Source organism: Saccharophagus degradans 2-40 (genome assembly GCF_000013665.1).
Taxonomy (GTDB): domain Bacteria; phylum Pseudomonadota; class Gammaproteobacteria; order Pseudomonadales; family Cellvibrionaceae; genus Saccharophagus; species Saccharophagus degradans.
Genome location: NC_007912.1, coordinates 1,891,571 through 1,911,108 on the forward strand (window position 1 = coordinate 1,891,571; position 19,538 = coordinate 1,911,108).

17 protein-coding genes are annotated in these 19,538 nt (G+C 46.9%); 8 read left to right on the top strand and 9 right to left on the bottom strand.

Translation table 11 applies throughout. The features are described 5' to 3' along the window. Positions 1 to 27: 27 nt before the first annotated feature. The 6 genes from SDE_RS07690 to SDE_RS07715 all read right to left on the bottom strand — a co-directional run bounded on the left by SDE_RS07690 (position 28) and on the right by SDE_RS07715 (position 5,502). Positions 28 to 873 carry a D-hexose-6-phosphate mutarotase gene (locus tag SDE_RS07690; protein ID WP_011467950.1) on the bottom strand — a complete coding sequence of 282 codons (846 nt, stop codon included), beginning with the start codon at positions 871 to 873 and terminating at the stop codon, positions 28 to 30. A gap of 99 nt (positions 874 to 972) precedes the next feature. Then, positions 973 to 1,776, bottom strand: a complete 804-nt coding sequence (locus SDE_RS07695) for a glutaminyl-peptide cyclotransferase (RefSeq protein WP_041325510.1) — start codon at positions 1,774 to 1,776, stop codon at positions 973 to 975. Between the two features lie 181 nt (positions 1,777 to 1,957). Beyond that, positions 1,958 to 2,380, bottom strand: a complete 423-nt coding sequence (locus SDE_RS07700; RefSeq protein ID WP_011467952.1) for a late competence development ComFB family protein — start codon at positions 2,378 to 2,380, stop codon at positions 1,958 to 1,960. Further along, positions 2,380 to 4,503: a bifunctional tRNA (5-methylaminomethyl-2-thiouridine)(34)-methyltransferase MnmD/FAD-dependent 5-carboxymethylaminomethyl-2-thiouridine(34) oxidoreductase MnmC gene (gene mnmC, locus SDE_RS07705; protein WP_011467953.1), complete on the bottom strand. Its 2,124-nt coding sequence runs from the start codon at positions 4,501 to 4,503 to the stop codon at positions 2,380 to 2,382. The genes SDE_RS07700 and mnmC overlap by 1 nt, the downstream gene beginning before the upstream one ends. 6 nt (positions 4,504 to 4,509) lie before the next feature. After that, positions 4,510 to 5,040 carry a flavodoxin FldB gene (gene fldB / locus SDE_RS07710; RefSeq protein ID WP_011467954.1) on the bottom strand — a complete coding sequence of 177 codons (531 nt, stop codon included), beginning with the start codon at positions 5,038 to 5,040 and terminating at the stop codon, positions 4,510 to 4,512. Between the two features lie 12 nt (positions 5,041 to 5,052). Continuing rightward, the gene (locus tag SDE_RS07715) at positions 5,053 to 5,502 is read right to left on the bottom strand and encodes a flavodoxin domain-containing protein (RefSeq protein WP_011467955.1); all 450 of its coding nucleotides are present in this window, start codon (positions 5,500 to 5,502) and stop codon (positions 5,053 to 5,055) included. Positions 5,503 to 5,614: 112 nt separating this feature from the next. On the opposite strand from SDE_RS07715, the gene SDE_RS07720 reads away from it, so the two are divergent. From SDE_RS07720 to tadA, 3 genes are read left to right on the top strand one after another with little or no spacing between them, the layout of a single operon-like run. Then, positions 5,615 to 5,896, top strand: coding sequence for a DUF1653 domain-containing protein (locus tag SDE_RS07720; RefSeq protein WP_011467956.1), 282 nt, complete (start codon positions 5,615 to 5,617; stop codon positions 5,894 to 5,896). Beyond that, positions 5,893 to 6,777, top strand: a complete 885-nt coding sequence (locus SDE_RS07725; RefSeq protein ID WP_011467957.1) for a putative RNA methyltransferase — start codon at positions 5,893 to 5,895, stop codon at positions 6,775 to 6,777. The genes SDE_RS07720 and SDE_RS07725 overlap by 4 nt, the downstream gene beginning before the upstream one ends. After that, positions 6,770 to 7,300 (top strand): tRNA adenosine(34) deaminase TadA, encoded by a 531-nt coding sequence (gene tadA, locus SDE_RS07730; protein ID WP_011467958.1) that lies wholly within the window; start codon positions 6,770 to 6,772, stop codon positions 7,298 to 7,300. The genes SDE_RS07725 and tadA overlap by 8 nt, the downstream gene beginning before the upstream one ends. A gap of 66 nt (positions 7,301 to 7,366) precedes the next feature. Here tadA and mltF read toward each other — a convergent pair whose 3' ends face one another. Beyond that, positions 7,367 to 8,872: a membrane-bound lytic murein transglycosylase MltF gene (gene mltF, locus SDE_RS07735; protein WP_011467959.1), complete on the bottom strand. Its 1,506-nt coding sequence runs from the start codon at positions 8,870 to 8,872 to the stop codon at positions 7,367 to 7,369. A 442-nt stretch (positions 8,873 to 9,314) separates the two neighbouring features. Here mltF and purL point away from each other — a divergent pair, with 442 nt between their 5' ends. The 5 genes from purL to SDE_RS07760 all read left to right on the top strand — a co-directional run bounded on the left by purL (position 9,315) and on the right by SDE_RS07760 (position 17,967). Then, positions 9,315 to 13,187: a phosphoribosylformylglycinamidine synthase gene (purL, locus tag SDE_RS07740; protein ID WP_011467960.1), complete on the top strand. Its 3,873-nt coding sequence runs from the start codon at positions 9,315 to 9,317 to the stop codon at positions 13,185 to 13,187. A 126-nt stretch (positions 13,188 to 13,313) separates the two neighbouring features. Beyond that, on the top strand, positions 13,314 to 14,294 hold the full coding sequence (locus SDE_RS07745; protein ID WP_011467961.1) for an aldo/keto reductase: 981 nt from the start codon (positions 13,314 to 13,316) through the stop codon (positions 14,292 to 14,294). A 216-nt stretch (positions 14,295 to 14,510) separates the two neighbouring features. Then, entirely contained in the window at positions 14,511 to 15,986 is a 1,476-nt protein-coding gene (locus SDE_RS07750) for an FGGY family carbohydrate kinase (RefSeq protein ID WP_011467962.1), read from the top strand. A 2-nt stretch (positions 15,987 to 15,988) separates the two neighbouring features. After that, positions 15,989 to 16,729 (top strand): glycerophosphodiester phosphodiesterase family protein, encoded by a 741-nt coding sequence (locus SDE_RS07755; protein WP_011467963.1) that lies wholly within the window; start codon positions 15,989 to 15,991, stop codon positions 16,727 to 16,729. Positions 16,730 to 16,770: 41 nt separating this feature from the next. Then, entirely contained in the window at positions 16,771 to 17,967 is a 1,197-nt protein-coding gene (locus SDE_RS07760; protein ID WP_011467964.1) for a glycerol-3-phosphate dehydrogenase/oxidase, read from the top strand. 23 nt (positions 17,968 to 17,990) lie between these two features. Here SDE_RS07760 and SDE_RS07765 read toward each other — a convergent pair whose 3' ends face one another. Both SDE_RS07765 and SDE_RS07770 read right to left on the bottom strand, forming a co-directional pair. After that, positions 17,991 to 18,965, bottom strand: a complete 975-nt coding sequence (locus tag SDE_RS07765) for an HDOD domain-containing protein (RefSeq protein WP_011467965.1) — start codon at positions 18,963 to 18,965, stop codon at positions 17,991 to 17,993. Between the two features lie 99 nt (positions 18,966 to 19,064). Beyond that, positions 19,065 to 19,538: a TerB family tellurite resistance protein gene (locus SDE_RS07770; protein ID WP_011467966.1), complete on the bottom strand. Its 474-nt coding sequence runs from the start codon at positions 19,536 to 19,538 to the stop codon at positions 19,065 to 19,067.

A 19,538-nucleotide genomic window follows, 5' to 3' on the forward strand; every position in this document is an offset into this window, starting at 1 on the left:
TGTGAGTATTGCCTGCTTTGCGGTTGATTAGTCTAATGCTGTAACGGCTATTGTTTGGCCAAATTCCATGCTGCTATTGGCGGCAACCTCTATATCAGAGGTGCTTGCTGCTTCTAGGCACAAATAGCTTTTTTCGCCGTCTGTATGAATGTCGTCAATGTCTGCCGCCAAGGTGCCAGGGTTCCACAAAACCCAGTTAGCACTGCCGTGTTTAGTAACAGATATGCGGCGTTGCATAATGCTATCGGTAATGCTGGCTGGGCCATCGCACTGATAAACGCGATCAATGGGGCCGTTGTAATCCGGCTCTGTAGTATCGCACTGATTTTCTAGATCGTTTATTTTGCAGTAGTAAGGTTGGCCGGTAAGTTCAGGCACGGATAGGTGATTTAAGCTGCCTATTTGAAAGTAGTTATGCAGGGCGTAGGCGAAATTTACCGGTGCATTAAATGGATTAACCACTTTGCAGGTTTGAGTTAAGCGGCTGCCGAAAATAAGTGTTTGCTCTATTATTTGCGGGTGGCTCCAAGCTAGGGCTTTGTCTTTACCTATGTCACAGCTTAGTTTGAGTACGGTGAGGTCCGATTCTTCCTTCGCGTCTTCTAGCGTCCAATTCATTGTGCGTACAAGGCCGTGGCGGCCCTTGTTCTCTACAGGCCCAAACCAAGGCCAGCACACGGGTATGCCACCGCGAATCGCGGCGCTGCCATCCAGTGCCGATGTTTCGCTCATCCAAAGTACAGGTGCGTGGCCCTCTGGCTGCCATTCGGTAATATGCCCGCCAAATAGGCAAACCTCGGCTTTGCAGTTGTCATTCTGGATGGAAATAAACTGAATGCCGTTTTTCTCTGTGACAGTAAAATCTTGGTGCATAAATACTCAAATATTGTTTGCTTTCGATTCGTGTCATTCTAGCGGAATGCGCTTGTCGCTTCTATCCGCATAGAGATAATGATGTATAACTTTAGGTATTTATTGTGTGACGGGTGTGGAAATTTTTATTAAGTAGCGTTTGGGCCAATATTTGCCTGTTACCCAGTAGGCATTGTGTTCGGGGTCGTAGGCAATACCGTTTAATACGGCTTGCTTAGGGTTGCCACCGTTTTGCTTTTGTAACGAAGTGAGGTCTAAAATTCCGGTCACTTCACCTGTGTGATAGTTAACACGCAATATTTGATTAGTTTGCCACACATTAAGCCATAAATGCCCTTGTGCATACTCTAGTTCGTTTAAAAATCGGTAGATTTTATTTTGGTCGTGTACTTTTACTTTTTTAAGTACGCGAAAGTCCTTCTGGCTGCGCAGGTATAAATGCTCACTGCCGTCGGTCATTAAAAATAAGTTGTCTGTATGGGTGAGGCCCCAGCCTTCGCCTTCGTAACTAAGTGGGGTTAAAGCTTCACGGGTCGTTGCATTGAAGCGCAGTAGTTTATTTTCTTTCCATGTTAACAAGTACAGCGTGTCGTTTATACGTGTTAAGCCTTCTGCAAATACCCGTTTGGGTAGGGGGATTTTGTAGGTTTGTTCGCCCGTTTCTTTGTTGTAGCTGGCAATAAATGATTTGCCGTAAAGGCCGCTACTTTCGATTAGTTGGTCGCCAGCTACCAGTAAGCCCTGTGTAAAAGTGGTGGAGTTATGAGGCAGGGTTTTGAGCACCTCAAATGCAAGCTGTTTAGCGGCGTTAGCATAGGGGGTAATACATAAACTTAGGGCCAAGCTAACGGCTGCAATTATGCTTGTGGTGGTGTGTTTAGTATTAGGTTTTTGGGTTGGCATGGGCGTTTTTTGTATGGGTAATGTGTAGCCTAAGTTAGGCCTTTTACTCATTAAAAAGCAATTGCTTGTAGCATGCCAGTTTTATTGCTATTGCGCCATCGTCTGGTGGTGTGCAGGCGTATTGGCAAAGGCCTATTGGCTAAGACCTGTAGGCAAAGCCAATAGGCCTTGTGCGAAATTTCTATTCACCTTCTTCTTGTTCGCGTAGTTTTTCCCGTTCCTCTACGTAGCTCACCGCGTCGTTTACAGCGTGGGCTACTTTTATAAGCATTTCTTCCATTTCTGTTGGCGATAAAAAGAACGTCATATCCACGTCGTGGCGCACATAGCGCGGGGGCAGCCTGTTTAGTGCCACGCAGGCTGCGTCGGCCATAAATTCGGGGTCGGCGGCCGCGCGATCAGAGGAGCGCACAAGCTGCTCGAACACCATGGCTTCATAGTAGTTGTGGATGGATTCGCGGGTAGAGTTCAGGTGCCCGCTTTGCGGGGTATTAAGTAGCATAGGTGCCTCGCTTTTATGAATGTCGCTAACGTCACTAATATTGTCGCTTGCTGTGCGTATAAACCGTTGGTTACGGGGTTTGCTATCAACAAGTGTAGACATTAAATGCGGTTGCGTGTCAGATCCCTAAAAAGAAAGCGGGCGGGGTGCAGGTGCAGCAGGGTTTCGGTAGCAATGGGCTGTAGCTCGCCAAATATGCTGTGGCAAAGGGATTCTGTAGCTAAGGGCGTGTAGGCTAAACCGCGAGAGCCGTATCCCACACTCACGTAAAGGCCGCGATAATAAGGGCCTGTTTGAGGAATAGGTGTCGCGGCACGCTTGCGATAACCCGCAAAGCGTTCGCAAAACTCATCACGTATTGGTACTGGCCCAACAATAGGGAAGTAGTCTGGCGTGGTGGCTCGAAACCCTACTTTACCATCGAGGGTGGTAAGTGGCGGGTTGAACGTGAGCGATTTACTCATCGAGGCTAGGTTATCAATATTAAATTGATGATCTTCTTCGCGTAAGTCGAGGGTGTTTTCGTGCAAATTAAAAGAGGCGCCAGCGCAGTGGATGCCACTTTGCGCTGGGGCAATATAACCTGCACCACAAACAGATGCGTGCAAACGTTGCGACAACCCATGACTACTAAGGTGGGACACTTGGCCGCGTATGTTGCGCATAGGTAAGTATGCTGTTTGCGCAAGGTGTTTCGCGTCGCGAGCAGTACAAATTACGGTAATGTCTGCGCTGGCAAGCTTGTGGCCGTCGTTTGTTAGGGCGAACCATTGGCCGTGAGCATCTTGTTGCAGTTGGGCAGCATCGCTATTAAAGAGCTTGGTTATACGCGGGTGGTTGGTTAGTGCATGGCACAGCTGCACGGGGTTTAGCCAGCCAGAGTTACGTATAAATAACCCGCCAGTAGATGTGCTTACGCCTACCGCTTGTTCTGTGTCTTGTTGTTCTACCCAGTTAAATATGGGGTTGGGATCGGTGCTTGCGTGTTGCTCGCCAATGTTTCTTAATTGTTTTTCTATGGCGTTACTTGTTGCTAGGTGAAGCACGCCGGAGGCTTCACCACAGGTGGTGTAGAAGTTATGGCTGTGATAAAAGCGGTCTGCATACAGTTGGGCTGCCATGTTGAAGCGGCTTAACGGGTTTCCGCTAAGCGACAGGCGAGTGTATACCAACCCTTGCAGGTTGCTGGAAGCGCCATTGGCAAGATTAGGTGCGCGCTCCAGTAAGGTTACATTAACGCCCCTAAGCGCAAGAGCGTGCGCCGCGTGCGCCCCAGCTAGTCCGCCGCCAATAACGATTGCTGTTTTGGGGGGCTGGTGCTCACTGTTTGCAGTTTGAAGATGCCAGCTATGTTGTACGCCATTGCGTTTGCGGTAACTTCTGTGTGCTGTAGTGGGCGCTTTGTTGGGGTCGACTTGAGCAAAAGGGTGTTGCTCAAATGTGCCAAAAAGCATCTCGCGTTTTAAGCCAAAGCCCGGCACTTTTTGCCACTTAAAACCCGCGTTTTCTATTGCGTCTCTTACCGAGCGAGCGCTGGTAAAAGTGGCGAAGGTAGTTGTGCTTTTGCTTAGTTCTGCCGCAAGGGTAAAGATACATGGCTGCCAAATGGACGGGTTTTTGGCTGGAGTAAAACCATCGAAATACCACGCATCGACCAACTGTTGTTTATCGCCAATGCAGCTGCTGCGGTTTTCTATTTTGTTTATTGCGCCGTGGGCCAAAACCAATTGCTCTAACCCAGTTTTTGCGTCGCCAAAATACAAGGTTAGCTGCACTTGCCCTTCATCAAGTGTTATATGGTGAAACCCTGGCGCGCTAGAGGGTGGGTATAGCGCGCACAGCTGTTCACTTAGCGCTGCAAATTGGGGCCAGCGGTTTAGTGCTTTTGCTATTTGAGCGCTGTTAAGGGGGTGTTTTTCAAACGAGATAAAATGCATTCGCCCAGAGGGGCGTGTGCTGCGCCACAACTGCCAAGTGGCTAAAAAGTTTAACCCTGCGCCAAAGCCTGTCTCGCAAACCGTAAAGGTTTGTTGGTGAGTTAAGTGTGGCCAGCGAGCGGCTAAATTGTTTTTATCTAAAAATACAAAGCGAGTTTCGGCCAGCGCATCTGTTGTGGAGTAATACACATCGTCGTATTCGGTAGAGTAGGGCTGGCCTTGTTCATCCCACGTAAGCGCTGGGCGCTCTGTGTGTGCAATATATTCGTGCTCGAGTTTTTTAGTCATTGAGCGTTAAATGCCAAATTCTTGGGTGATTTGTTCGCACCAAGCGGCAATTCGGGCTTCTGTTTTATCAAACTCATTTTCTTCGTCTAGGGCTAGACCAACAAATTGGCTCTCGTCGGGGGTAAGTGCTTTAGAGCCCTCAAATTCAAACCCTTCGGTGCTTACATAGCCCACCATCGTGGCCCCGCGAGAGGCTAGTTTGTCGTGCAGGTAGCCCATGGCATCGAGAAACCACTCTGGGTAGCCTATTTGATCGCCCAAGCCAAAAAGCGCTACTTTTTTGCCTGTAAGGTCTAGGTCGTCGAGCTCAGGCCAAATTTCTTCCCAGTCTTCTTGTAGCTCGCCGTAATCCCACGTGGGGATGCCCATAATAATAAAATCATAGAATTGGGCGTTTACAATGGGGGTGTCGGCAATGTTAAAGCGGTCTATTAGTGACTCGCCTAACTGGGTGGCAATTTTTTCGCTGGCCATTTCTGTGTAACAGGTGGAGCTGCCATAAAAAAGGCCAATAAGTGCGCGGTTTGAATCAGACATAATTAAATAACTTTAAAGGAGTTGTGCCCACTTTTTAGCCCAATCACAGGCTTCTTCTTCGGGTTCGTCTACGTAAATTGCATCGAGTACACAGGGTGTGCCAACTCGCGTGGCGCCAATGTCGGCCATGGCTTCATCTAGCGTGGTGCCGGCTTGGGCAAAATTAGGGTAAGAGCTGTCGCCTAGGTTAATAAGCCCGTAGTGCCGCCCTGCAATATTTGGGGGTGTTTGAGTAAGCAGTGCGTACAGCGGCAATATGTTTTCGGGTAAATCGCCCATACCGGTATTGGATGTGCAAATAAGCAATACTTCATCTTCTGTTTGGTACAGGTTGTTGCCATCAAAGGCAGGGCTTATACGCACGTTATGTCCCAGTGTTTCGAGTACTTTGGCAACTTCTGTGGCTACATTTAACGCAGTACCCATTACGCTACCTACCACTATATGAACTGGTCGAGACATTGCTTTTTATTCCCTCTGTTTTAGATTGGTTGCCATTATACCCTAGCTGCCGCCAATATCGGGTATAGTGTGCGTTTTTATCACAGTGTTAAATTGAAAGCGGCTAGCAAAAATGAACGACAAAATCACCTTAGGTAAATACCGGCATTATAAAGGCAACGAATACTACGTAGAGGATGTGGCGCGGCACAGCGAAGACTTGTCTTATTTGGTTGTATACCGCTGTTTGTACGGTGAGTTTGGCTTGTGGGTGCGTCCGCTAGAAATGTTTTTAGAAGACGTAACCATTGATGGTGTGGTACAGCCAAGATTCGCCTATCAAGGCCCACTTACCTCAGCGGATATCGATGCAATGCCAGAAGCGGTAAGAGCCAAGGTGTTAGCGAATCAATGAGTTTTATTTGCCCGAATTGCAGCTTGCCGTTAACCCAAGAGCCTAATAGCAAAAACCTGCGGTGCGAGAATAATCACAGTTTCGATTGTGCGCGGCAGGGGTATTACAATTTACTTTTAGCAAATCAAAAAGCGAGTAAAGAGCCGGGCGATACTAGCGAAATGCTGCAAGCAAGAAACCGGTTTTTAGAAACAGGTAAATACAGCTTTTTAGTGCGCGCTATTGGCGATGTAATAAGCAAATATTTGGCGCGTGCCGAGCTAGAAAATACAGCGTTTACTTTATTCGATTGCGGTTGTGGCGAAGGTTATTACACGCGCGAATTGCAAAAGCGTTATTGTTCACTGCCTAGCGAATACTACTGCATAGATATCGCAAAAAACGGTGTAAAGATGGCAGCTTCGCAGACAAAGCTCGCTAAACAAAATATAGAAATACATACCGATGCTAATACCGCGTTGTTGAGTGCAAACTTTGCAGTGGCAAGTAGTGCGAACTTGCCGGTGGCTGGTAATATTTTTGATGTGTTTTTATCTATATTCGCGCCATTTAACGAAACGGAAGTAGCGCGTATTTTAAAACCCGGTGGTATTTTTATTCGGGTTGCGCCTGGGCCCAATCACTTGTTTGAACTTAAGCAGCAGCTATATACAACGCCGCAAAAACATACTGCACCAGATGTGCCCGTCGGTTTTAAAATGTTGAACGAACAATGCATAACCAATCAAGTTAAGTTCGACAATGAAGCGCAATTTAGCGATTTGCTTTATATGACACCGTTCGCATATAAAGGTATGCGCGAAGCGAAGCAGACGTTGTACTTACCTAACAATAATCAAATTACCGCTGAATTTTTTGTGCAGGTGCTAGCTTGTGAATGACGTTATACACGGCGATGAGCATTGGATGCGCGAAGCGCTAAAACTTGCCGAGCTGGCAGCGGCAGAACACGAAGTACCCGTTGGCGCGGTAGTGGTGCGCGATAATAAAATATTGGGCAGTGGCTTTAATACGCCTATTTCTGGGTGCGACCCAACCGCACATGCCGAAATAACTGCGCTTAGGCAAGCGGCTAAAAACGAACACAATTACAGGCTGCCAGATGCAACGCTTTATGTAACTATCGAGCCGTGCACTATGTGCTTAGGTGCAATTATGCATGCGCGAGTAGCGCGTGTGGTATACGGGGCAACCGAGCCGAAAGCGGGTGTTATTTACAGTAACCCGGTGTGGCAGCAGGGTGGTTTTTTTAATCATCAAGTTGAGTGGTGTGGCGGTGTACTTGCCAATGAAGCAACGGCGTTAATTCAACAATTTTTTAAGCAGCGTAGAGAAGCTAAAAAGCAGCTAAAGCGCTTGGCAAACGGTGATGAGAAAAACGTTAGTGAATTGCATAAAGAATAGTGCTTAATTTAGTCAATAAAAAAGCGCTTAATTTAAGCGCTTTTTTATTGTTTGGTAGGTGTACATTTATAGCGAAGATGTACCGCTTATGCTTTTTACCGCTTCGGTAACAGTGGGGCTAAATTGGGCGTAATCGCTTACGTGATTTTCGTTTTGAGCCAGTTGCTGTAAACGCTGATTTTCAATTTCGTTCCACGCAATAATAGTGTGGAAGTTGCGAATATTTTGTACGTAATCGACTGCTTCCCAGCCGCGGGCATAGCCGTGTTTAGTAAACTTGTAATATTTTCTTTTTGCTAATAATGGCAATTGCTGTTTTACATCGGCCCATTTATCGGGGTTGCCGCCAAAGTGCTCTGTGAGAATACGCGCATCTTCTAAATGACCAAGGCCAATATTGTAGGCCGCTAGCGCAAGCCAAGTGCGATCTGGTTCTTTAATTCTTTCTGGAAGACGGCCGTGTAAAGATTTGAAATAACGCGCACCGCCATAAATACTTTGCTCGGCGTTTAATCTATTTTTTACACCCACTTCTTTAGCGGTATTCAATGTGAGCATCATAAAACCGCGCACACCAGTAGGGGATTTAGCTTTAGGGTTCCAGTGCGACTCTTGATAGCTAAGTGCGGCGAGCAATTGCCAGTCTAAATCATTTTTTTCGGCAGCGGCTTTTAAGTGCGTTTCCCATTTGGGTAAGCGCGATTGTAAACGGTGAGCAAATAATATTGCGCCACTGTAATCAATTTCGCCAAGGTGACCGTAAAAGGTTTCCATTGCATCATCAATGGCACCGGTTTGCTTAATATCTTTAAAGAATTTCTGCGCTTCGTTATATAGGCTTGCATCTTTTTGTTGCGGGAAGGCCCATGCTAAGTCTTGCGGTTCAGAAATATCAAAAGCCACGGTGGCTTTGGGGTAAACAGGGCGATTAATTTGGTAAGCATTCGAATCGACAATGGTGTAATCAATTTTGCCGTTGTGTACCATTTCTAACAGGTCGAGCATATCTACATCGTGCTGCTCTTCCCATGCTAGGTCGCGGTATTCGCGCTGTAATTCTTTTAATCGTTCCGAATGCGAGCTGTTTGAAATTACCATCACTCGCTTGCCGTATAAATCTTCGATAGTTTCGGGCTTGCTTTCACCTGAGCGATAAATAAGTTGCTGAGTAACTTGCAAGTAAGGCTCGGCAAAAAGCACTTTGCGGGCGCGTTTTTCTGTTACGGTTAAGCCCGAAGCGGCTAAGTGTCCTGCTTTAGTGCCCACTTTATCGAGCATTTCACCTAAATCTTCAATTTCTCGCACTTCTAGGTCTACGCCCAAGTGCTTGGCAAACGCTTTTGCCATTACATATTCAAAGCCGGTGTGGCCTGCTGGGCCTTCGTAATAGGTGGTGGGGCCGTTGCGTGAAATAACGATGAGCTTACCGCTGCTTTTAACTTCTTCTAATGTGGTGGGAATGCGACTACTAACTAGCGTTGCGGCTGCTACGGCAAACACAAGCCCCAATAGGCTCAACTTCCACAGGCGGGTTAGCACCGTTGAAGCCGTATTTAGCAAAATTTTAGTCATAGTTTACATCTCCGATCAGTCCGTTGAGCAAAGCTTCCGTTTAAATGTATTGCTTCAAGCAGTGTGTTCTTAAAGGCGTACAGCAGTTTCAGGTATAAAGAAATGTGTTTTGAGTAAGAATTGGTCAATTTTACCTTCTTAACCTGTGAGTGACTAGCTTGTTTTCTGATCGCTTTTGCTGTAGTGAAAGTCGCCTCTTACCTCTAAGCCTAGTGTTTCTTGTGATTTGCGCAACTTTAGGCGCCAAAAAACTTTCTAAAATATTTCTATTAGAAGGGTGAATCTAAACTGATTTAGCTATATTTAGTGCTTGTTATGCTTAACAGGGCCTTAATATGGGGTGTTGGCGATAAAAAAGGCAGACAGATTTGGACTTAACAGGCCTATCCCAAGTACAATGCAGCCCTTTTCCTAAGAGCACACCTAGAGGCCAATACCCACCATGCTGATCCTGCCTGGCGCTCCCGCCCTGTCTGATTTTCGACTTCAAAAACTTTTACAGCGTTGCACCGATTTAGGTATAGCCGTTACCGGCTTAAGCGCAGACTACGTGCACCTTATCGATGTGGAGAGCGAACTTAGCCAAGATGAGCACGAAACATTGGTTAAATTGCTTACTTACGGGCCTAAAATTGAGGCCGCAAGCGTAGAAGGGGTAGAGCTAGTTGCTGTACCGCGCCCAGGCACAATATCTCCGTGGTCCTCTAAGGCAACAGATATCGCTAAAAATGCAGGTCTTACCAAGGTACGTCGCATTGAGCGCGGTATTCATTACCGTATTGCCGCAGGTGCCAGCCAAGCCGCACTAGAGCAAATTAAGCCACTGCTATTTGACCGCATGGTGGAATCGTTATTAAACAGCCCCGAAGAGGGCGCTGCTTTATTCCGCGCAGAGTCTCCTAAGCCTTTAAGCTACGTAGATATTCTTGGTGCTGGCCGCCAAGCGTTGGTAGAAGCTAACGGTACTTTAGGTTTGGCGCTTGCCGAAGATGAAATAGATTACCTTGTTGAATCGTTCGAAGGCTTGGGCCGCAACCCTACCGATGTAGAGCTGATGATGTTTGCTCAAGCGAACTCCGAGCATTGCCGCCACAAAATATTCAATGCGAGCTGGACTATCGATGGCAAAGAAATGCCGCGCTCACTGTTTAAAATGATCAAAAACACCTACGAACTCGGTGGCGAAAACGTATTGTCTGCCTATGCAGATAACGCCTCTGTAGTAACCGGTAGTGTAGCGGGGCGATTTTTCCCCAACCCAGAAACTAAAACGTTTGCTTATACCGAAGAGCCAATTCATCTGTTGATGAAAGTGGAAACGCATAACCACCCAACTGCCATTGCGCCTTTCCCTGGTGCGGGTACTGGTTCGGGGGGCGAGATTCGCGACGAGGGTGCAGTTGGTAAAGGCTCTAAGCCAAAGGCGGGCTTGAGCGGCTATACCGTATCGAACTTACAAATTCCAGATTACACCTTGCCTTGGGAAACCCCCTACGGCAAACCCGATCGCATTGTGAACGCGCTAGATATTATGATTGAAGGCCCAATAGGCGGCGCTGCGTTTAACAATGAGTTTGGTCGCCCGAATATCTGTGGTTACTTCCGTACCTTTGAAGAAGACTTCGACGGCGAGCGTCGTGGTTACCACAAGCCCATCATGTTGGCCGGTGGTTACGGCAATATTCGCGAAGAACATATTGCGCAAACCGAATACGATGCGGGCAGTAAGCTGGTTGTATTGGGCGGCCCAGCTATGTTGATTGGCTTAGGCGGTGGTGCTGCATCTTCTATGGCATCTGGTAGCTCTAGCGAAGATCTCGATTTTGCGTCGGTACAGCGCCAAAACCCAGAAATTGAACGTCGTTGCCAAGAAGTGATCGACCAATGCTGGCAGCTAGGTGAAAATAACCCAATCGCCTTTATTCACGATGTGGGTGCAGGTGGTTTATCTAACGCCTTCCCAGAGCTTGCTAAAGATGGTGGCTGCGGTGCAATTTTTGATATCCGTAAAGTGCCTAACGACGAGCCAGGTATGTCGCCATTAGAAATATGGTGTAACGAATCGCAAGAGCGTTACGTAATGGCTATACCGCCAGAGCGTTTAGCCCAATTCGAGGCGATTTGTGAGCGTGAGCGTTGCCCTTACGCCGTTGTGGGCGAAGCAATAAGCGAGCAAACACTGCAGGTAAAAGACACCCTATTGAATGCAAACCCAGTCGACCTGCCTATGAGTGTGTTGTTTGGCAAAGCGCCTAAAATGCACCGCACAGCAGAAACACGCACCTATAACACGCCAGAATTTGATATTACTGGTTTAAGTGTACAAGACGCTGCCGAGCGCGTTATTCAGCACCCAGCAGTGGCAAGTAAGCAGTTCCTTATTACAATTGGTGACCGCTCCGTAACCGGTCAGGTTGTGCGCGATCAAATGGTAGGCCCGTGGCAAGTGCCCGTGGCAGACTGCGCGGTAACTACAGTAAGTTACGATAGCTTCGCTGGTGAAGCTATGAGCATGGGCGAGCGTACGCCGCTGGCGCTTATTGATGCTCCCGCTTCTGGTCGCATGGCGGTGGGCGAAGCCATTACAAACATTGCCGCCACCCGTATTGGCGACATAAAAGATATTAAACTTTCAGCCAACTGGATGTGTGCTGCAGGCCACCCAGGTGAAGATGCCAAGCTATACGAGACCGTAGAAGCTGTAGGTATGGATATTTGCCCAGCGTTGGGCTTAACCATTCCTGTGGGTAAAGACTCCATGTCTATGCGTACCGCATGGCAGGAAAACGGCGAAGATAAATCGGTAACCTCACCGCTATCTGTAGTCATTTCTGCTTTTGCGCCCGTTGTCGATGTGCGCAAAACACTTACTCCCGAATTAAAAACCGTAGCCAACAAAATACTACTTGTAGACCTCGCTGCAGGTGAGCAGCGTTTAGGCGGTTCTATACTGGCGCAGGTGTACAATCAAATAGGCACCGGCGCGCCCGATGTCGATAACGCCGCTAGCTTAAAAGCGTTTTTTAACGCAATGCAGGCGTGTTTAGAGCAAGACTTGCTACTTGCCTATCACGATCGCAGCGATGGTGGCTTATATGCAGCCTTAGCTGAAATGTGTTTTGCTGGCCGCTGCGGCGCCACAGTAGATATTGCCGCTCAAGTAGCGAACGGCTCTGAATTAGGTGCCTTGTTTAACGAAGAGTTGGGCGCGTTGCTGCAAGTTGCTAGCGATAAACTGGCTACAGTAGAAGCTATATTCGAGCAGCACGGCTTGGGTACATCGCTTAGCGTATTAGGTGAAGCTACCGCCAATGAAAATATTATTTTCAATAATGGTGATGCAACGGTACTTAATCAAACGCGTGCAGCACTGCAAAAACTGTGGAGCCTGACGAGTTACAACGTGCAAAAGCTGCGCGATAACCCAGAGTGTGCCGAGCAAGAATTTGCCGCAATAGAAGCTAAGAATACAGGCTTAATAAACAAACTAAGCTTCGACCCGCAACAAGATATTGCTGCACCTTATATTGCCAAAGGCGTTAAGCCTAGCGTTGCAATTTTACGTGAGCAGGGTGTAAACAGCCAAAACGAAATGGCTGCAGCATTTGACCGCGCAGGCTTTAGCGCCGTAGACGTTCATATGAGCGATATCCTAAGTGGTCGTGTTAGCTTAGAGCAATTTAAAGGCCTAGCCGCTTGCGGTGGTTTCTCTTACGGTGACGTACTGGGTGCCGGCGAAGGTTGGGCAAAAACCATTTTGTTTAATGCCCAAGCGCGCGATCAATTCCAAGCGTTTTTTAACCGCGAAGATACCTTCAGTTTAGGTGTGTGTAACGGTTGCCAAATGCTCTCTAACTTGAAGAGCTTAATTCCTGGTACCGAGCTGTGGCCACATTTCGTGCGCAACGTATCGGAGCAGTTCGAAGCGCGCTTTAGCTTAGTTAAAGTAGAGCAGTCTGCTTCTGTATTGCTAGGTGATATGGCAGGCTCTTATTTGCCTGTTGCTGTATCTCACGGTGAGGGTCGTGCCGAGTTTGCCAATAGCGCTGCTGTAAGCGCCTTAGAAAGCTCTGGCACCGTTGGTATGCGCTTTGTTACTTCCGACCTTGCAACCGCAACCACTTACCCGGCCAACCCCAATGGTTCGCCTAACGGCATTACAGGGTTGTGTTCGGCAGAAGGTCGCACCACTATTATGATGCCGCACCCAGAGCGTGTTTTCCGCAAAGTTACAAACTCGTGGAATGATGGCGAAGCAGGCGAGTACAGCGGTTGGATGCGATTATTCCGCAACGCGAGAGTATTTGTAGATTAAAAGTAAAACCCCATAAAAGGTTTTGCGTATAACGGCTGGCACTTAGGTGTCGGCCGTTTTCATTTTTAATACCTTGCTCTTACCTATTGTTAAGTAGACTACAAGCCAAAAAATTGGAGGCCCCATATGAACAAACGCAAACTCGGTAAAACACATTTAATGGTAAGTGAAGTAGGGTTGGGGTGCTGGCAGCTAGGTGGTGATTTTGGCCCAGTAGCCGATAGTCAAGCCGATGAAATTCTTAACGCTGCAATAGAAAATAAAATTAATTTTTTCGATACCGCCGATGTGTATGGAGCAGGGCAGAGCGAGCGCTATATTGGCGCTGCTGTACCGGCTGCGAACAGCGAGTTAATAGTAGCGACAAAATACGGTAGGGAGGCTGTTACTTACCCCGATAAATACTCGCTTACCAATATGCGCGACGCATTAAAGCGAGCGCAGGATAGACTGCAGCGGGACACCATTGATTTAATCCAGTTGCACTGTATTCCTACGCAGGTAATGGCTTACGGTGAGATATTTGATTGGTTGCGCACCGTTCAGCAAGATGGCTTAGTAAAATATTTCGGCGCCAGTGTAGAAACAGTCGCCGAGGCGCAATTGTGCGCACAACAAGACGATTTAGCCACGCTGCAAATTATCTTTAATTTACTTCGTCAGCGACCTGTTAAAGAGCTTTTTGATATAACCAAAGAGCGCGAGATTGGCGTGATTGTCCGCTTGCCATTAGCTAGTGGCTTATTAAGTGGTAAATACTCGGCCAGCACCCAGTTTGCCGCAACAGATCATCGCAACTACAACAAAGACGGTGCCGCCTTTAGTGTAGGTGAGACCTTTTCGGGTATACCTTTTGAAAAAGGGCTAGAGCTAACAGAGCAACTGGCTAAGTTTAAGCCTAGCGATATAACAATGGCGCAGTTTGCAATGCGTTGGATTCTCGATCACGATGCGGTTTCTACTGTTATTGCTGGGGCGAGCTCGCCCAAGCAGGTGGCACAAAACGTTTCTGTGGCTAACGTGGCCCCGCTCAGCGAAGATATTCACGCAGACTTATACGACTTTTATTTAAACGCTGTAGAACAGCATATTCGTGGCGTTTTCTAGCTGCCGTTTGGCGTTAGTATTCCAAGCGAATAGGGCGTGGTGGCGCTATTCGCTTATAAGTAATTATTTACAATCTATACCCGCGAATCGGGGTAATTCCTGTTTTGGCTTGTTTGGGTGTGCAGTTGTAAAAATAGCTCGTAAACCTCTTGCTAAATCGTTCGCTAGTTAACTATGCTCTAAGCTTCTAATGCAAATTTGGCTTACACTTGAATTATGAGTGAAAACTGCATTCTCTCGATTGATATTGGCACCCATTCAACTCGCGTAGCAATAATTAACACGCGCGGCCAAATACTTTGGTTAAAAAAATTTTCTTACACTTTACATTATATAAACGAAGCTTTTATAGAACAGGATGCATGGCCCATAGTCGAACACCTTAAAGGTTTGATCGACGAAGCCACGCAAACAGAGTTTTCTATCTGCGCTGCAGGTATTGCTTGTCAGCGTTCAACTGTATTGGCATGGGATAGTGAGACCGGCAAGCCCCTGCATGCAGCGTTAAGCTGGATGGATACCCGCGCGAAGGGTGAAGTAACAGCTTTAGCAAGGCAGCAGAAGGCAATTAAGCAAAAAACTGGGCTGGTATTGTCGCCACATTACGGTGCTACAAAACTCGCTTGGTTACAGCGCCATTTAACCGAAAATGGCGAGCGTGTTTTCCAAATGGGGCCGCTCATAAGTTTTGTTTTGTTCCATCTTGTGGCTGGCCGCCCTTTTATTTGCGATGAAAGTAATGCTGCCAGAACGCAACTTTACGATATCTATACCCGCAACTGGAGCTTGTCGCTAAAGCAGTTGTTTGGGGTAGGCACTGGGCTTTTGCCGCAAGTATTACCCTGTTGTGCAAATTACGGCAATATAATGAACGCACGTGGTAAATCTATCCCTCTTGTTGCCGTAAGTGGAGACCAGAATGCCGCTTACTTTGCACTGCACAGCTTAGAGGTTTTTCGCAAGGGTGGCGCGGTTGTGGCTAACTTAGGTACAGGTGCATTTTTACTTGTAGAAACCCATCTAGAGCACTCGCCATCGAACTTGCTTCATACGTTGCTCTATAGTTCTGAGGGCAGTGTACAGTACGCATTGGAGGCCACAATCAATGGCGCCGGTAGTGCAGTAGAATGGCTGTGCGAGCAATGGATAAGAGCGGGTGTTAGAGAAGGGGCGAGCACCGAGCGCGACCGTGATCAATTCTTTAAAGAGCTGGCTTTATGGTTTGAGCGGTATCAAACAGCAGACGTTAAAATACCCGTATTTATTAATACTCTAGGGGGCGTGGCCGCACCCTATTGGCGGCAGGATATACCTCATAATTTTATAGGTGTTAGCGACTCGTCTAGTTGGTACGCTAAAGCTATGGCGGTGTTCGAAAGTATTGCGTTTTGGGTGCGGCGTAACGTAGAAGAAATAGAGGCGTCACGTCCAGTTAAATTGCTTGTAGTCAGCGGCGGGCTATTGGTGAATAATGGTTTCAGGCAAATGCTTGCTAGCGCAGTGGGTAAAAAAGTGGTGGTAAATACCCAGCTAGAATCCACATTAGTGGGCGTAGCTGGTTTAGCTTTCGCGCAGTTGGGGCAGTCTATTACCGTTGATGACTCACAAACCTCGACTGTTTACTCGCCAATATTTTGCGATGAGCTGGAAGAGCGCTATCAAACCTTCAAACACTATTTAGATAATTACTAGTTATGCAAACAGAACCGTCTTTTGTTGTAGTTGGCCATAGAGGCAACCCTGAGTACTTCCCAGAGAACTCTTTAGTGGGGTTAACGCAAACTGTAGCTGCAGGTGTAACTGCCGTTGAATTCGACGTGCAATGCACGCAAGATGGCGAGCTTATACTGTTACACGATGAAGACTTTATGCGTGTGGCGGGCGTTAGCGCGCATGCTCACAGCGTCTCGTTTGCTCAGGCATGCAGTATTGATGTGGCCGAAGAGCAGCGTTTTGGTAGTAAATTTAGAGGCGAAAAAACACCGTCATTAACACAGGTGTGCCATGCGCTACAAAACGGCCCCGAGTATGTATTTGTAGAAATAAAAAGCGAAGCTGTTGGCTACTTGGGTTTCGATGGCGCCATGCAAAAACTTTTAGAAGCTACAGCAGCAATTGCTGAGCAGCGTATTTTTATTAGCTACCACTACGAATTTTTAAGTTTTTTAAAGCAAGAAACCGGGCAAAAAATTGGCTGGGTTATGACCTGTTACGACGACGCGTCGTTAGCGCAAGCCGATAAACTTCAGCCCGAGTATCTTATTTGCAATAAAAATAAATTACCCAAAACGGGTAAGTTGCCCACCAATACTTGGGCTTGGTTTGTGTATGATGTAGTGGAGTTACAAGAAGCCATTGCTCTGCAAAAACGCGGTGTAAAGTTCATAGAGAGTTGGAACCCTCAAGCGTTACTACAGCCTGTTCCCGCTGAATAGTTACATATAAATTCACTTCTATACTTAAGCAAGATACTGCTATGCCCGCACAACAAGAAACACCAACTCAAACATCCAATTCAAATAACCTTCCTTATTACGATGTGATTGTAATCGGCGCTGGTATCCAAGGTGCAGGTGTGGCGCAAGCGGCTGCATTGCAAGGTTGGAGTGTGCTAGTAATCGAGCAGTTTGATGGCCCAGCGCAAGGTACATCCAGTAAAAGCTCTAAGCTTATTCACGGTGGGCTAAGGTATTTGGAAACGGCGCAATTTAGTTTGGTAAAGGAATGCTTACAAGAGAAAGCAATACTACAAAAAATTGCCCCTAAGCTTGTTAAGCCGGCTACTTTTGTTATTCCAGTATACAAAAAAAATAAACGCTCGCCATTTTGGGTAGGCTTAGGTTTATGGTTGTACAGCTTGCTAGGGGGCAGCGCACCTAGAAAAATTGCCAGCGTGTTGTGGAAAAACTTCCCGCATTTAAACACTCAAAACCTGCGCGCCATGTACAGCTACGAAGATGCGCAAACAGATGATGCAGCCTTAACCCGTGCGGTGTTGGCCGCTGCACAAGAAGATGATGCGGAAATTTTATACTCCACCGAAGTTAGCGCAATAAACAAAACGGGTGAGGGTTATAAGGTAAATTCTAATCGAGGTAGTTTTACTTGCTCTACCGTGGTGAATGCAGCAGGTCCTTGGGTTAATACTATTGCTGGCCGCTGCACTTTTGGTGCGCCAATGATCGATGTAGATTTAGTGCAAGGTGCACACATAGTGTTAGATACACCCGCATTTGAGCAGTGCTTTTATTTCGAATCGCCCGATGATGGCAGAGCAGTGTTTACCTTGCCGTGGAAAGGTAAAACTATGGTGGGTACCACAGAAACGCACTTTACCGGCGACCCTAAAACCTGTACGCCAACAGCAGACGAAGAGGCTTACTTAAAACGCGCCTTCGATTTTTATTTTCCTGCATTAGCCAATGTAAAAATACTAGAAAGCTTTGCCGGGCTGCGTGTGCTACCTATGGCCGAGGGCAGCGCCACCAAAAGAGCGCGCGATACGCGTATTGTGTTTGATAATAACGTCGACACGATGAAGGGCTATTACGCAATATATGGCGGCAAATTAACCGGCTATAGGGCAACCGCAGAAAAAGTGGTGCAGTGTATGGCGCCGGTGCTGGGGCATAGTGCAACACTTGTTAGCACTAAAAATGTCCACCTAAATTAGTAAATGTATACTGATTAAAATTGTTAAAGCTCTAGCGATAGCGTGTCTAAAGTATCAAACATATTTTCAGGTAGGTCTAGCCCTGCTAGCACGCTAGCGGCGAGCTTTTTATTATTAGCGTAAGACGTGGTGTAAACCTCGGTTACCATATTGGCTTTGTATAATATATGTGCGTAAGGTGATACCTTGCTGCCCGCCGAAATGTTTACTTGCTCTGCAAGGGCTTTACATAATTCTGTAGGCAGCTCCCAATCTTTAGCAACCCAATAGCTTACTGCAGGTGAAAGTACTTTCATGAGCGGTACAAAAGCGTTGTAACCAGGCGATATTTCTTCGCCGTTCTTTTTAAATTGCTTACACAGTTCGCTAAAAATTGTGATTTTGCCAATGTCGTGCACCAGCCCTAGTAAATACACTTTGAAGGGCTCTGGTGTTTTAGTGTTTTTTGCAATTATTTCGCACGCAACGGCTGTGTTTAGTGAATGCTGCCACATGCGTTGCCCACACTGCGAAAAGTATGCACTTTCGCGCTGAATAATTGGTTGCATAACCGCAGCAGAAAGCACCGCCCTCAAGCCTTCAATTCCCAGTTTTACTACTGCGCGCTCAATGTTATCTATACGTTTACCTATTGGGTTAAAGTAAACGCTATTGCCCAGTTTAAGCACGGCTGCACTCATAACTGGGTCTTTATTAATAATTTCTACGTAGTCTTTTACCGAGCTGTCGGGGTCGCGCAGGCTGCGCATTAAACGCGGAATTACATGGGGTAAATGCGGTACGGCTTTTTGTCTGGTAGGCTTTTTTTGCAAAGCTTCTTGCACAACATTTATAACGAGTTTTTGCGGCAGGCTTAAGGGCTGTTCGGTATTTTGCGGGAATAAATAGCGGTAATACGCTTCTTGAGCGTTTTTGATGCTGTAAATTTTGGGTTCTGTTACCTCAACCAGTTTAGGCTTGGTTACAGAAGAAAATACCTTAGATAGCCCTAATGCCATATTGCCAACGCCCGCCAGAATAAATAGTGTCCAGCTTTTAGTGTAGACAGGTTTCTGGCGTTGCTCTAATTTTTAGCGTGCTATTGGCCTTGCTGGGGGCTAGTTGTCGGGACGGGCTTCAATTTTGGCGCGTATAAAGTCTGCGTGGGACACGTGAATCAAATCTGACACCTTGCGAATAACGTACTCTTCGTACTTGTCTAAATCGCCATCGGCATAGGCAATAGTCCACATCCCTTTTATTAGGCTGAATTTGTCTTCTGCGGTGCAGTGGTTATTCACTAATTGTGTGAATTGGTAGGTAGAGGTTGCGGCTTCGCACTCTTGCTGGGCAAGGGTGGTGAGGGTTTTGCACTGGTCCTCAGTAACGCCAAAGTCAGACTCTAAAATAGCCTGTAGGGCGTTAAACTCCTCTTGATCGAACTCGTTATCCACAATTGCCACTTCAATTAGTAGCGCTGCGCAGGCGAGCTGGCGCTTATCTTCACTAAGGGTTATTTGGTCAGACTCATCTTGACCGTCGAGAATATTAAAAAACTCGGTTTGAAAGAAAGATTTGATGTGTGAAATCAC

Excerpts from the sequence above, each read along its gene's own strand:
- SDE_RS07690 (WP_011467950.1), bottom strand. The coding sequence starts at position 873 with ATGCACCAAGATTTTACTGTCACAGAGAAAAACGGCATTCAGTTTATT.
- SDE_RS07695 (WP_041325510.1), bottom strand. The coding sequence starts at position 1,776 with ATGCCAACCCAAAAACCTAATACTAAACACACCACCACAAGCATAATT.
- SDE_RS07700 (WP_011467952.1), bottom strand. The coding sequence starts at position 2,380 with ATGTCTACACTTGTTGATAGCAAACCCCGTAACCAACGGTTTATACGC.
- mnmC (WP_011467953.1), bottom strand. The coding sequence starts at position 4,503 with ATGACTAAAAAACTCGAGCACGAATATATTGCACACACAGAGCGCCCA.
- fldB (WP_011467954.1), bottom strand. The coding sequence starts at position 5,040 with ATGTCTGATTCAAACCGCGCACTTATTGGCCTTTTTTATGGCAGCTCC.
- SDE_RS07715 (WP_011467955.1), bottom strand. The coding sequence starts at position 5,502 with ATGTCTCGACCAGTTCATATAGTGGTAGGTAGCGTAATGGGTACTGCG.
- SDE_RS07720 (WP_011467956.1), top strand. The coding sequence starts at position 5,615 with ATGAACGACAAAATCACCTTAGGTAAATACCGGCATTATAAAGGCAAC.
- SDE_RS07725 (WP_011467957.1), top strand. The coding sequence starts at position 5,893 with ATGAGTTTTATTTGCCCGAATTGCAGCTTGCCGTTAACCCAAGAGCCT.
- mltF (WP_011467959.1), bottom strand. The coding sequence starts at position 8,872 with ATGACTAAAATTTTGCTAAATACGGCTTCAACGGTGCTAACCCGCCTG.
- purL (WP_011467960.1), top strand. The coding sequence starts at position 9,315 with ATGCTGATCCTGCCTGGCGCTCCCGCCCTGTCTGATTTTCGACTTCAA.
- SDE_RS07745 (WP_011467961.1), top strand. The coding sequence starts at position 13,314 with ATGAACAAACGCAAACTCGGTAAAACACATTTAATGGTAAGTGAAGTA.
- SDE_RS07750 (WP_011467962.1), top strand. The coding sequence starts at position 14,511 with ATGAGTGAAAACTGCATTCTCTCGATTGATATTGGCACCCATTCAACT.
- SDE_RS07755 (WP_011467963.1), top strand. The coding sequence starts at position 15,989 with ATGCAAACAGAACCGTCTTTTGTTGTAGTTGGCCATAGAGGCAACCCT.
- SDE_RS07760 (WP_011467964.1), top strand. The coding sequence starts at position 16,771 with ATGCCCGCACAACAAGAAACACCAACTCAAACATCCAATTCAAATAAC.
- SDE_RS07765 (WP_011467965.1), bottom strand. The coding sequence starts at position 18,965 with ATGGCATTAGGGCTATCTAAGGTATTTTCTTCTGTAACCAAGCCTAAA.